Source organism: Agromyces bauzanensis (assembly GCF_014645655.1).
GTDB lineage: Bacteria > Actinomycetota > Actinomycetes > Actinomycetales > Microbacteriaceae > Agromyces > Agromyces bauzanensis.
In genome coordinates this window covers 53,962-66,408 of record NZ_BMMD01000017.1, presented here as the reverse complement: position 1 = coordinate 66,408, position 12,447 = coordinate 53,962, and the positions used below count along the sequence as shown (strand labels likewise).

Here is a 12,447-nt window from a genome sequence, read left to right as displayed (position 1 = left end):
CGAAGGAGCACCACGATGAGCACGAACCGCCCCGGAGACCAGACCCAGACCGCTGCCGAGCTGCAGTTCGAGTGGGACGCGGACCCCCGCTGGGAGGGCGTCCGTCGTGACTACACCGCCGAGGACGTCATCGACCTGCGCGGCCCGGTGCGCGAGGAGCGCACGCTCGCCAAGCGCGGCGCCGAGAAGCTCTGGGAGGACATCCAGAAGAACACCGGCACCGCGTTCGCGCCCATGGAGGACCCGGAGTGGTCGGCCGCGCTCGGCGCCCTCACCGGCAACCAGGCCGTGCAGCAGGTGCGCGCGGGCCTCAAGGCCATCTACCTCTCGGGCTGGCAGGTCGCCGCCGACGCGAACCTCTCGGGCCAGACCTACCCCGACCAGTCCCTGTACCCGGCGAATTCGGTTCCTGCCGTGGTGCGCCGCATCAACAACGCGCTGCTGCGGGCCGGCCAGATCGAGCAGGGCACCGACGACCGCGATTGGATGGCACCGATCGTGGCCGACGCCGAGGCGGGCTTCGGCGGGCCGCTCAACGCGTATGAGCTCATGGGCCAGATGATCGAGGCCGGTGCGGCGGGCGTGCACTGGGAGGACCAGCTCGCGAGCGAGAAGAAGTGCGGCCACATGGGCGGCAAGGTGCTCGTCCCGACGTCGCAGCACATCCGCACCATCAACGCGGCGCGTCTGGCGGCGGATGTCGCGGGCGTGCCCACGATCATCATCGCCCGCACCGACGCCCTCGCGGCGACGCTCCTCACGAGCGACCACGACGAGCGCGACAAGCCGTTCGTCACCGGCGATCGCACCGCCGAGGGCTTCTACGAGGTGCAGAACGGCCCCGAGCCGGTCATCGCCCGCGGCGTGGCCTATGCCGAATACGCCGACATGCTGTGGGTGGAGTCGGCAGAGCCCGACCTCGACCTCGCCCGCCGGTTCGCCGAGGCCGTGCACGCGAAGTTCCCCGGCAAGCGCCTGAGCTACAACTGCTCGCCGTCGTTCAATTGGAAGCGCCACCTCGACGACGACCAGATCGCGAAGTTCCAGCGCGAGCTCGCGTCGATGGGTTACGCGTTCCAGTTCATCACCCTCGCGGGCTTCCACGCACTCAACCACTCCATGTTCACGCTCGCCAAGGACTACAGCGAACGTCACATGAGCGCCTACGTCGAGCTCCAGGAGGCGGAATTCGCCTCGGAGGCATCCGGCTACACCGCCACGCGCCACCAGCGCGAGGTCGGCACCGGGTACTTCGACCGGATCGCCACCGCGCTGAACCCTGACAGCGCCACCCTCGCACTCGTCGGATCGACCGAGGAAGAGCAGTTCTGAATCCGGTGGTCGAGTAGGCGCCAGCGCCGTATCGAGACCCTTCGAGGTCTCGATCCGCGCTTCGGCTACTCGACCAGCGATACCGAAGGAGACACGACCATGAACCCCACGACCGGCTCGACCCTCGAGCGAACGGATGCCGCGGCATCCGGATCCACCGGCCGCGCCGTGAGCGAGCCGAAGCCCGCGACCGGCAGCTTCCAGACCGTCGAGCCCCGCATCGAGGTCATCGCGCCGCTCGGCGAGCGCTACGACGAGATCCTCACGCCCGAGGCGCTTCGGTTCCTCGCCGACCTGCACGACCGCTTCGCGCACACCCGGCATGAGCTGCTCGCCGTGCGGCTGCAGACCCGCGTGGACGCGGCGAACGGCCGTGACCCGAAGTTCCTGCCCGAGACCGCATGGATCCGGGAGGACGCGTCGTGGCGCGTCGCCGGGGGTGCACCGGGCCTCGAGGACCGCCGGGTCGAGATCACCGGCCCGACCGACCGCAAGATGGCGATCAACGCGCTGAACTCGGGCGCGAAGGTCTGGCTCGCCGACCAGGAGGACGCGACCAGCCCCACCTGGCAGAACGTCATCGAAGGGCAGCTGTCGCTGTACGACTTCGTGCGCGGCAACCTCGAGTACGCGAGCCCCGAGGGTAAGGAGTATCGCGTCACCGCGGCCGAGACGCCGACCATCGTGATGCGCCCGCGCGGCTGGCACCTCGTGGAGAAGCACCTGCAGTTCCACGACCGGGCCGGGCGCTCGATGCACGCGTCGGGGTCGCTCGTCGACTTCGGGCTGTACTTCTTCCACAACGCGAAGGCGCTCATCGAGGCCGGCCGCGGGCCGTACTTCTACCTGCCGAAGCTCGAGTCGCACCGCGAGGCGAAGCTCTGGAACGACATCTTCGTGTTCGCGCAGGACGCGCTCGGCATCCCGCAGGGCACCGTGCGTGCCACCGTGCTCATCGAGACGATCCAGGCCGCGTTCCAGATGGACGAGATCCTCTACGAGCTGCGCGACCACTGCGCGGGGCTCAACGCCGGACGCTGGGACTACATCTTCTCGATCGTGAAGACGTTCCGCTCGCGCGGCCGCCGCTGGGTGCTGCCCGACCGCAAGCAGATCACGATGACGGTGCCGTTCATGCGCGCCTACACCGAGCTGCTCGTCGCGACGTGCCACAAGCGCAGTGCGCACGCCATCGGCGGCATGAGCGCGTTCATCCCGAACCGGCGCGACCCCGAGGTGACCGAGCGCGCGCTCGCCGCGGTCGCCGCCGACAAGCGCCGCGAGGCGGGCGACGGCTTCGACGGCACCTGGGTGGCGCACCCCGACCTCATCCCCACGGCGCGTGCGGAGTTCGACGCGGTGCTCGGTGACCGGCCGAACCAGGTCGACCGCCTCCGCGACGACGTGCACGTGACCGCGGCCGACCTGCTCGACATCCCGTCGGCCGGCGGCGAGGTCACGGAGCACGGCGTGCGGGACAACATCTCGATCGCGATCCGCTACATCGAGTCGTGGCTGCGCGGCACGGGAGCTGCGGCCATCGACAACCTCATGGAGGATGCCGCGACCGCCGAGATCTCGCGTTCGCAGGTGTGGCAGTGGCTGCACGACAACACCGTGACCGCCGAGGGCACGCGCATCGACCAGACATCGATCGTGCGCCTCATGGCCGCGGCCGTCGCCGGGCTCCCGCGCTTCGAGGGCGACCGCTTCGACGACGCCATCTCGGTGTTCCGCAGCGTCGCGCTCGAGCCGGAGTTCCCGACGTTCCTCACGATCCCGGCGTACACCAGGTTCCTCTAGGCCGCGGCCGACACACGGCTACGGCCTGAGCAGGAAAATGGGCGCCATCCCCTCCCTCAGGGCGGGATGGCGCCCATTCGCCTGCGTCCCGGGTGCCGCGTGCGTCGGATGCCGCGGGCGTCGGATGCCGCGGGCTCGCCCCGTGGCATCCGCCCGTGCTCAGCCGACGGCGAGCTCCACCCGTTCAGCGCAGCGGCACTCCGACGTCGCTGCCGCCCTCGGGGGTCAGCCGCGCCTGCATCTTCACCAGCGTGGGCGCGGGCGCGAAGCTGCCGGCGAACAGGGCCTCGCCCTGCCGGAACCACGGTGACCTCGCGATGAGCTCGGCCGGCGCGTAGCCGAAGTAGGTGCCGAGCTCGGCGAGGTCGATCGGCGACGACATCTTCATGAGCGCGAGGTTGTCGCACTGGCTGATGATGCCGGGATGCACCTTCGACGGTCGCTGGGTCGAGAGCAGCAGCCACAGCCCGAACTTGCGGCCCTCGGCGGCGATCTGGATGAGGCGCTCGCGCACCGCCACGGCGAGCGCCGAGTCGAGGGTCGGCGAGGCCAGGTTGTGCGCCTCATCGATCACGAGGAGCACTGGGCGTCGTTCCTCGCGGCGCTCCCAGAGCTCGTCCAGCACCGAGAGCGCGACGACGAGGTGCTGCTCGGGCGATGAGAATCCGCCGAGGTCGAGCACCGTGGCATCCGGCCGCTCGTCGATGACCTCGGTGGCCGTGGTGCGAGCGCCCGCCCAGACCTCCCAGTCCAGGACGCCGAGGTTCTCGAGTCGGAGTGCCAGCCGGTGGTGCGCGGGGTCGCCCGACTCGTGGAGCGCCGGGGTGATTCCAGCGATCTCGGTCGACTTCAGCAGGTCGCGCAGGTGGATCAGCGAGTTGAACTCGTCGCGATCGGCGACGGGGTCGAGCTGCAGCACGGCCGCCTTCGATGCGATGGGCATGGTCATGAACCGCGCCCGCAGCGGCTCGGCGCCTTCGACGTTCGGGCGCAGTACCCGCACGTCCCGCTGCGCGAGTGCCTCGGCGGTCGGTCCGATCGCGTCGGGGTTGAGCTCGCCGAGGCGCACGAAGTCGGAGTTCGGGTCGAAGATCACGATCGGCAGCGCGGTGTGCGCGAGGACCTGCTCGAGCACGACGCCGAGGGCGTAGGTCTTGCCCGACCCGCTCTGCCCGCACCAGAACGTGTGACGGTTGAAGCGATGGGGGAGTAGCCGCGCCGGGCCTCCGGGCTGGGTGAGTGCCGTGCCGACTTCCAGCAGGGCGCCGGTCGTGCGATGCAGCACGTCGAGCGTGTCGAGGTCGGCCGGCTCGATGCGTGCCCGCTCGAACGCGAGACTGCTGCGGGCGTCGAGGCGGCCCTCGACGAGCTCGCCGAGGAGGCGTCCGCGCAGGGTCGGCGGTTCACTCTCCGACCGCGCCTCGACGAGCGCGAGCTGCCTGACCCCGTCGCCGGCCGCGATGACGAGGGAGCCCGCCACGACGTGGGAGCCCGAGGCATTCGCGACGCTGAAGGAGCGCCCGTCGTCGGAGCGTGCGATGATCTCGGTGATGTCGGCCCCCATGGTCACGATCCTGCCACTCGGGCTGGTCGTGCCGCGAGAATGGGTGAACGTGTCCGCCTTCAGGATCGCTCATCCGCTGACGGTTGCCTCCCCCCGAATCCCTGACTAAGGTCAGCGATATGAGTGCACCGATCGATGCCGAAGCTGTCGCGAGCGTGCGCGCGTTCAATCGCGCGGTCACGACGCGCATCGGCGCCCTGCGGGATCACCACCTTGGCGGCGGCCGCTCGCTCGGCGCATCGCGGGTGCTGTGGGAGGTCGACGGCGACGGCGTCGACGTGCGCGACATCCGGGAACGGCTCGAGCTCGACTCGGGCTACCTCTCTCGGCTGCTGCGCTCGCTCGAGCGCGAGGGACTCGTGACGGTCGCGGGATCGCCTGCTGACCCGCGCGTGCGCAGCGTGCGCCCGACCGACGCGGGCCGCGGCGAGCGAGCGGAGCTCGACCGGCGCAGCGACGAGCTCGCGGCCTCGCTGCTCGCCCCGCTCAGCGACGGGCAACGCCTCCGACTCATCGACGCCATGGACACCGTCATGCGCCTGCTCGACGCAGGGCTCGTCGAGGTCGAGTCGGCGGATGCCGCATCCGACGACGCTCGCAGGTGCCTCGCCGCCTACTACGACGAGCTCGCGCGGCGCTTTCCCGACGGCTTCGATCCGGGTCAGAGCCTGCACCCCGACACCCACGAGTTCACGGAACCGACCGGGCTGTTCGTGCTCGCCCGACTGCACGACCGCGCGATCGGCTGCGGCGCCGTACTGTTCCAGGAGGACGGGCGCGCGTACCTCAAGCGCATGTGGGTCGACGAATCGATGCGCGGCACGGGCGTGGGTCGGCGCATCCTCGATGCGCTGGAGCAGGCGGCACGCGAGCACGGAGCGGCATCCGCGGTGCTCGAGACGAATGAGACGCTCACCCAGGCGATCGCCATGTACCGGGCGTCGGGCTACGTCGAAGTCGAGCCGTTCAACGACGAGTTCTACGCCGACCTCTGGTTCGCGAAGCCGCTGGCGTAGGGTCGGGGTCCCGGAGCGGACGGTCTCGAGGACCCCCGAGTTGTCGCGTTTCGGTCACGTTCACCGCGACGCTCTTGCGGGCGGGGCTTGCGGGATAGCGTCGCCCTGGGTCCAGCGACCACTGACGACGTCTGCGTGCTCGACGTGCATCCGAGCCTCCTCGTGGCCGGCATCGCGTAGACGTTCACGCATCGAGTGCTCGATGAACACCGGCACAGGCCGGTGACAGGCGGGTGCTTGGACGCTGGACGGTCAGAGGTTGCACACCGCACCGGCGCCGGTCTCCTCGACGAACGAGCGGATGACCCGGGCTGCGGGTCCCCGACGCAGCGCCAGCGTGGCGCCGAGCGCCTCGCGACGCCGCCAGGTCTCTGAGTCCGCCGTGCAGCCACCACTTCGCGGCCGCGCCGAGCGGACGGATGCCCGGCGAGACCTCGTCGAGCAAGACACGTACACGCACACGACGGCGGCGATCGGTGGCGGCAGCGAGCGCCGGGTGGTCGGCGACGCGCAGGTCGTCGCGGAACCACACGATCGTCGGGGCGTCGGCCATGCGGCGACCCGAGCCGACGGCGTCACGGGTGCCCGATCTTCGCTCACGGTTCGCAGGAGATTCGCCGATTGGCAGGACTCCGGGGTCGGTATCGTCCTGCAGATCGTGCGAAGTCCGTCGCCCGGATCAGGCGACCCCGGATGCCCCGGGTGCCGTGCTCCCAGCGGATGCCGCATGCGGAGCCGCTCGCGCCGCCGCTCGCGCGATCGCCCACGTCCCGAGCCCCGACACGAGGAAGATCGCGGCGAGCACCGCCCAGCCCGCGAGCCCGAGCGTGAGCGCCGTCGACGTCACCACGAGGGGCGCGGCGAGCGCGCCGAGCGAGTACCCCATCGAGAAGACGCCCTGGTAGGTGCCGGCCCGCACCGGGTCGGCGAGCTCGAAGCTGAGCCCCCAGCCGCCCGCCTGCGAGAGCACCTCGGCGAATGCGTGCGCGAGCGCCGCGACCACGATGACGGCGATCGCGAACCCGACCGAGAGGCCGGCGGCCGACGCGTACACGAGGCAAGCGGCCGCCATGAGCCACGCCGCCATCGCGGAGACGCGACCCGCCTTGCGCGGGTCGTGCGTGCCGCGCGAGAGCGGCACTTGGAACAGCACCACGACGAGGGTGTTGAGGATGAGCACGGCCGCGACGAGCACCTCGGGCGCCGTGGTCTCGTTCGCGATCCAGAGCGGCACGCCCACCTCGCTGACGCCGAACTGCATGCCGAAGATCGCGCTGAGGGCGGTGAGCGCGAGGTAGCGCGGGTCGCGCCATGGCGAGTGCGCGCGAAGGGCGCGCCGTTCCGAGCGAGCGGATGCCGCGACATCCGTCGACCCCGTCATGGTCGTCACCGATGCGCTCAGCGGCGCGCTCGGCGCGTCGACGGTGGCGGGCAGGCGCACGAGCAGGGTGAGGCCGAGCAGGTACATGACGCCGGCGCCCGCGATGATCCAGCGGTATGCGTCGGCCGTGCCGGCCACGAGGGCGAGCGCGCCGAGGCCCGAGCCGACGGCGATGGCCGCGTTCGTGACCGTGCGGAGCACCGCGCGGGCGTGCACGCGGCGCTCGCCGTGGAACGCTCGCGCGATGATCGCCATGCGCGTCGAGTTCGACGCCTGCTCGAACGCGCCGACGACCACGGCGATGACGAGTGCGGTGGCGAAATCTTGTGCGAACACGTAGCAGATGAGGCCGATGCCGTCGAGCGCCGTGAACACCAGGAGCAGGCGCCTGGCGCTCATCCGGTCGGCGAGCCATCCGCCTGCGAGCGACGAGAGCACGCCCGCGGCGCTCGCGGCGGCGAACACGATGGCCACCTCGTGCGCGGCGAGTCCCACGATGAGCGTGAAGTAGAGCACCGTCACGGTGAGGGAGACGCCGCGGCCGACGCGGCTGATGGCGGTCGAGACGACGAGGATGCGCAGCACGGGGTCGTCGACGGATGCCGCGAGCCGTCGCACCAGCCCGGTGCGCGCGGGCGGGGCATCCACTTCGGTCGAGGCCTCGTCGGCAGCGGCTGCGGCGTCGTCGAGCTCGGGCTCGATGACGGGGCGGGTGCCGGTGCCGGTGTCGGTGACGGGGGAATGGCTGTTGCTCACGGATCCGTTCTCCCAGACGGGGCGGGGCAACGAAATCGATGTAGCGTAGTGCTACATGTTGCGCTACCTGTTGACCGAAGACGACGTGGGCGCCGTGCGGTTCGGCATCTCGCCGCTGAGCGAGCTCGCCCTCTCATTGCGCGCCATCCAGTACCCGGCCCGGTTCCCGCTGCAGCTCGGCTGGCTTCGCAGGACGGAGGCGGCCCGGGCGCGACTCGACCTGCGGACCCTCGATGGCCTCATCAACGAGCGCATGTGGACCCCCGACTTCCTCAACCCGCGGCCCGAATCGCCGTTGACGCGCATCGAGGACGAGTTCGCGACCCTCCTCGCCACGCCGTCCGGGGCGGTCCGGGCCGACCTCATCGCCGTGCACGGCCGTGTGCCCGACGTGTTCGCGGGGGCGACGAGCCCCGCACTCCGCCGCATCGTGCGCGCCCTCCGGCAGCTCTGGGAGACCTGCTTCGAGCCGTACTGGCCCCGCATGCGCGCCGTCCTCGAGGCGGACATCGTGTATCGGGGCCGGCAGATCGCGCAGGCCGGCGTGGCCGCCATGCTCAACGGCCTCTCGTCGCGCATCTCGTACGAGCACGGCGTCGTGTCGGTGCAGCTCTCGGACCCGCGCGACCGCACCTACCCGATCGACGGCAACGGGCTCACGCTCGTGCCGACGCTGTTCACGAGGCGCGCATCCGCTCCCGTCGGCGAGGGGCCGCCCATGATCATGTACTCCGCACGAGGTCAGGGCGCGCTGTGGGAGGCCGAGCGCATCGCGAACCCGGCCGCCGTGGCCGCCTTGCTCGGCGAGACGCGGGCGCACCTGCTCGCCGACCTCGGCGACCCGGCGTCATCGACCGAGCTCGGGGTGCGGCTCGGGGTCACCGCCTCGGCTGTCAACCAGCACCTGCGCGTGCTGCGCGACGCGGGGCTCCTCGTGAGCACGCGGTACGGCCGCAGCGTGCTCTACCTGCGAAGCGAGCTCGGCACCGCGCTGCTGGAGACTCGCGCCGGGTAGCCCCCCGCCGGGGAGCCCGCGCCGGGGAGCCCCGCGCCGGGGAGCCCCGCGCCGGGTAGGCCCCCGTCAGCTCGCTGAGACCGGAAGGGGGTGCCAGGACTCGTGCGCGACGGCCGCCGCTCCCTCGACATCACCGGCGGCGCACAGGCGGATCGGCTCACCGCGGCGGTGAAGTGGTCGATCGCCTCCCGAACGGCAAGCTCGTGCATGGCGGTGACGACGTCCCGCGCGTCCCGGGTCGCCCGCACGTCGAGCGAGCTGACGACCGTCGACCGTCCGGGACGGGCGACGCTCACCGGAGAGGGCCCTCCGAGGCCGCCCATCGCGGGCGTCCCGCACCGGGTGGGCCCCGCGCCAGTATGCTGCACTCAACTGCGTCGCGGGCGGGTGCCGAGGCGACGGGAACGGGGTTCCGGTGAGACGACTGTTCGGGGTGCTGCGGGTGCTCGCGGCGGCGGCGATCATCGTCGCGGTCGCGGGCCAGTTCGCGCAGAGCTGGTCGATGGTGCCCGACCAGGCGTTCTTCCTCGTGAACTTCTTCAGCTTCTTCACGATCCTGTCGAACGCCGTGTCGTCGATCGTGCTGCTCGTCGGCGCGTGGATCGCGTTCACGAGACCCGCCGACACCGTCATGTTCAACCTCGTGCGTGCGTGCGTCGTGACCTACATGGCGACGACGTTCGTCGTCTACAACCTGCTGCTGCGCGAGATCTCCCTCGACCAGGCGACCACTGTGCCGTGGTCGAACGAGATCCTGCACGTGTGGGCCCCGCTCTACCTCGTGCTCGACTGGGTGCTCGCACCCGGGCGACGGTACGTGGAGTGGCGGCGCATCTGGACCATCGCGATCTTCCCGCTCGCCTGGGTCGCCTACTCGATGATCCGCGGCGCCGTCACCGGCTGGTACCCGTACCCGTTCCTGAACCCCGCGCAGGAGGCCGGGTACGGCGGCGTCGCGGTGTACGTCATCGCGATCGCCTCCTTCATCCTGCTGGTCGGGGCCGGCATCATCGCGCTCAGCCGCACGCCGTGGCCACACGAGCCCGTGGAACCAGCGAGGCCCTCCGAGGCCGCCGAGCACGCCTCGGCCTGACCCTGGCAGGGTGAGGTGCATGAGCGAGCGTGCGACCGTCGAACCACTCGACCGGCTCATGCGCCAGGCGCGACGGGCGAAGGAGTTCTATGCGCCGACCATCGACCCCGCGGCATCCGCTCGCGCCCGGATCGAGGCGGGCGATTTCGTTCGCGATCACCACGCGGAGCTGCGGGCGGATGCCGCAGGCCGAATCGTCGACCCGTCGACGCCCGGTCTCGCCGACGAGCCCCTCCCCGTCTGGACGTACTGGGAGGGGCCCGAACGCGACGCCCCGCCGCTCGTGCGCGCGTGCCTTGCGCAGCTTCGCCGCGTGCATCCCGATGCGCGGATCCTCGACGCCGCCGCGGCGCGCGAGCTCGTGCCGCTGCCGCGCCTCGTCGAGGGCAGGCTCGCCGACCGTCCGGCGCACCGTTCCGACCTCATCCGCGTGTCGCTCCTCGAACGCCACGGCGGCATCTGGGTCGACGCCACCGCGTACGTGCCCGCCCCGGTCACCGACCCAGTGGCCGAGAAGCTCCGCGCGGGCGCGCTCTACCTGCGCTGGGGCGGGCAGCAGATCTCGAACTGGTTCATCGCCGCACGCCGGGGCAATCCGCTCATCGCGCTGCAGCGGGCCGCGCTCACGGCATGGTGGACGGAACGCGACGAACTGCCCGACTACTTCCTCTACCACCGGCTGCACGAGGCGCTCGTCGCCGAGGACGACGACGCGCGTCGCGTCGCGAAGCGGATGCCGCGCCTCAGCACGATCCCGAGCCACCTGCTGCAGCTGGCGATGCTGCGGCCGTACGACGCCGAGCTGGTGCGACTGATCCTCGGCGCCGCGATGGTCCAGAAGCTGAGCTACAAGTACGACACCGACGCCGTGCCGCCCGAGTCGATCCTCGCACGGCTCCTCTCGCACGGCCTGCACGACGCGGCGGGCGACGCGGCCAAGGTGTGAGCGACTGCCCCGGGCTCTGCCTCAGACCCGGCTCAGCCAGCGCGCCACGCGCTCCTGCAGCGCCGCCGCCTGTGCGGCCTGACCGTCGTCGCGGCCCGGCACGAGTTCCATGGGCATACGGAGGCCTCCCGCCCACTGCTCGGCGACCGCGACGGGATGCACGGGGTCGCGCACGGCGCCGACCACGAACGAGCGGATGCCGCGGGCCCCGAGTCCTGCGAGCTCGGCCTCGGCATCGAACGCGCGATTGCGCGGGACCTCGACAAGCCGCATGGCCCGGCGGGAGGCATCCGGCGCCTTGAACTGTGCGAGGAGCGCCCGGCCGCCGGCCGGTGACATTGCGGCGACCCGCTGGTAGATCGCCCGCTCCCGGAACTCCGCGGCGCCGGCGGGCCCCGCGTCGGCGAGGATCTGCCCGATCACGGGGAACGGTCGCAGGTGCTCGGGAAGCGACCGGTCGTCGAACGCCGGCCGCACGAAGACCGCGCGCGCGACGGGCAGCAGGCCGGCGAGCGCGATGCGCAGGGCGATCGCCGCGCCCATCGAGATGCCGATGATCGTGACCGGCTCGGCTGCCGCGCGCCCGCCGCGCCGCGCGTCGGCCATCGCCGCGGGCACCTGCTCGCAGACCTCGGCCGCGAGGCGGTCGATCGCGAAGTCCGCGGGCTCGCCCACCGCGAGGAAGCCGCCGTGGGCCCGCACCTCGGGGGCGATGACGACCTCGTCGGCGCCCGAGACCTCCTGCACCATCGACTCGAACAACCCGAGCGGCTGGCGCCGGTCGGCGCCGAGTCCGTGCAGCAGCACGGTCGTCACGCGAGCGCTCCGGGGCGGTAGATCGCGCGGGCGTCGGGCACGGGGTCGCCGTTCGGCCGCAGGGCGGCGAGCAGCTCGTTCGCGAGTCGCACGAGGATCGCGATCTGGTCGTCGTCGCGGTCGACCCACCGGCACTGCGGTTGCGCACCGACCGGCACGAAATCCTCGTGGTGCTCCCACACGACGAGCGTGCGCTCGGCGCCGAGCACGTACTGCTGCCACCAGACCTGGCGGAGGTAGGTGCGCGGGATGGCCCGCCACGGCCGCGACGTCGTCTTGATCTCGCACAGCTCGAGCACGCCCTGCGGCGTCACGCGCAGCCCGTCGGGCGTGGCGAGGTGACGACGGTCGCCCTCCGCGTGGAACAGGAGCGTCGACGGGGTGATGCCATGCTCGCGGTTCGCCCACCCGGCGATCACGGGTTCGCGCGTGCGACCGTGGTCGGTGAACCGGCTGCCGCCGAATCCGCGCGTGCCGTGCAGCTTCTCCCACGCCGCGGCACGCACCGATGCCCTGGACGCCAGCTTCGCGGCATCCGTCGCCGTCACCCCACGGGAGCGGGCCCGCAGCCACGCGACGCGGTCGCTCGCATCCGCGACGATCCGCGTCTCGTGCGGATGCCGGATGGGCGTCGGCGGCCGGTGCGCCTCGGTCGCCGCGCCCTCCAGGTCGAAGAGGGCGAAGGGAGTATCGGGCACTCCCAGAGCGTACCGCGCACCTGCCCC

At 71.6% G+C, this 12,447-nt stretch carries 11 protein-coding genes; 6 read left to right on the top strand and 5 right to left on the bottom strand.

The window, feature by feature from the left end; genetic code table 11:
* Window positions 1–15 precede the first annotated feature (15 nt).
* Both aceA and aceB read left to right on the top strand, forming a co-directional pair.
* Window positions 16–1,332: an isocitrate lyase gene (gene aceA, locus IEX31_RS13985; protein ID WP_188744038.1), complete on the top strand. Its 1,317-nt coding sequence runs from the start codon at window positions 16–18 to the stop codon at window positions 1,330–1,332.
* A gap of 99 nt (window positions 1,333–1,431) precedes the next feature.
* Window positions 1,432–3,135 carry a malate synthase A gene (gene aceB / locus IEX31_RS13980; protein WP_188744037.1) on the top strand — a complete coding sequence of 568 codons (1,704 nt, stop codon included), beginning with the start codon at window positions 1,432–1,434 and terminating at the stop codon, window positions 3,133–3,135.
* 184 nt (window positions 3,136–3,319) lie between these two features.
* On the opposite strand, the gene IEX31_RS13975 is transcribed toward aceB, so the two are convergent.
* Window positions 3,320–4,699: an ATP-binding protein gene (locus IEX31_RS13975; RefSeq protein ID WP_188744036.1), complete on the bottom strand. Its 1,380-nt coding sequence runs from the start codon at window positions 4,697–4,699 to the stop codon at window positions 3,320–3,322.
* A gap of 119 nt (window positions 4,700–4,818) precedes the next feature.
* Between IEX31_RS13975 and IEX31_RS13970 the strand changes: the two genes are divergently transcribed.
* Window positions 4,819–5,715: a bifunctional helix-turn-helix transcriptional regulator/GNAT family N-acetyltransferase gene (locus IEX31_RS13970; protein WP_188744035.1), complete on the top strand. Its 897-nt coding sequence runs from the start codon at window positions 4,819–4,821 to the stop codon at window positions 5,713–5,715.
* A 184-nt stretch (window positions 5,716–5,899) separates the two neighbouring features.
* Here the strand turns inward: IEX31_RS13970 and IEX31_RS13965 are convergent, their stop codons facing one another.
* Together IEX31_RS13965 and IEX31_RS13960 are read right to left on the bottom strand one after the other, a co-directional pair.
* The gene (locus tag IEX31_RS13965; RefSeq protein ID WP_229662365.1) at window positions 5,900–6,268 is read right to left on the bottom strand and encodes a deoxyribodipyrimidine photo-lyase; all 369 of its coding nucleotides are present in this window, start codon (window positions 6,266–6,268) and stop codon (window positions 5,900–5,902) included.
* Window positions 6,269–6,394: 126 nt separating this feature from the next.
* Complete coding sequence (locus IEX31_RS13960; protein ID WP_229662364.1) at window positions 6,395–7,852, bottom strand: MFS transporter; 1,458 nt, start codon at window positions 7,850–7,852, stop codon at window positions 6,395–6,397.
* A 55-nt stretch (window positions 7,853–7,907) separates the two neighbouring features.
* On the opposite strand from IEX31_RS13960, the gene IEX31_RS13955 reads away from it, so the two are divergent.
* From IEX31_RS13955 to IEX31_RS13945, 3 genes are all read left to right on the top strand, one after another.
* The gene (locus tag IEX31_RS13955) at window positions 7,908–8,867 is read left to right on the top strand and encodes an ArsR/SmtB family transcription factor (protein ID WP_188744034.1); all 960 of its coding nucleotides are present in this window, start codon (window positions 7,908–7,910) and stop codon (window positions 8,865–8,867) included.
* A 415-nt stretch (window positions 8,868–9,282) separates the two neighbouring features.
* Complete coding sequence (locus IEX31_RS13950) at window positions 9,283–9,960, top strand: Pr6Pr family membrane protein (RefSeq protein ID WP_188744033.1); 678 nt, start codon at window positions 9,283–9,285, stop codon at window positions 9,958–9,960.
* A gap of 19 nt (window positions 9,961–9,979) precedes the next feature.
* Window positions 9,980–10,906 carry a capsular polysaccharide synthesis protein gene (locus IEX31_RS13945; RefSeq protein WP_188744032.1) on the top strand — a complete coding sequence of 309 codons (927 nt, stop codon included), beginning with the start codon at window positions 9,980–9,982 and terminating at the stop codon, window positions 10,904–10,906.
* Window positions 10,907–10,927: 21 nt separating this feature from the next.
* Here IEX31_RS13945 and IEX31_RS13940 read toward each other — a convergent pair whose 3' ends face one another.
* Complete coding sequence (locus IEX31_RS13940) at window positions 10,928–11,722, bottom strand: alpha/beta fold hydrolase (RefSeq protein WP_188744031.1); 795 nt, start codon at window positions 11,720–11,722, stop codon at window positions 10,928–10,930.
* A complete protein-coding gene (locus IEX31_RS13935; RefSeq protein WP_373285527.1) occupies window positions 11,719–12,420 on the bottom strand; it encodes a YqaJ viral recombinase family protein in 702 nt (233 codons plus the stop codon). The genes IEX31_RS13940 and IEX31_RS13935 overlap by 4 nt, the downstream gene beginning before the upstream one ends.
* Between the last annotated feature and the right edge of the window lie 27 nt (window positions 12,421–12,447).

Coding starts and splice junctions, on each gene's coding strand:
- IEX31_RS13955 (WP_188744034.1), top strand. CDS start 7,908: ATGTTGCGCTACCTGTTGACCGAAGACGACGTGGGCGCCGTGCGGTTC.
- IEX31_RS13945 (WP_188744032.1), top strand. CDS start 9,980: ATGAGCGAGCGTGCGACCGTCGAACCACTCGACCGGCTCATGCGCCAG.
- IEX31_RS13965 (WP_229662365.1), bottom strand. CDS start 6,268: ATGGCCGACGCCCCGACGATCGTGTGGTTCCGCGACGACCTGCGCGTC.
- aceB (WP_188744037.1), top strand. CDS start 1,432: ATGAACCCCACGACCGGCTCGACCCTCGAGCGAACGGATGCCGCGGCA.
- IEX31_RS13975 (WP_188744036.1), bottom strand. CDS start 4,699: ATGGGGGCCGACATCACCGAGATCATCGCACGCTCCGACGACGGGCGC.
- IEX31_RS13970 (WP_188744035.1), top strand. CDS start 4,819: ATGAGTGCACCGATCGATGCCGAAGCTGTCGCGAGCGTGCGCGCGTTC.
- aceA (WP_188744038.1), top strand. CDS start 16: ATGAGCACGAACCGCCCCGGAGACCAGACCCAGACCGCTGCCGAGCTG.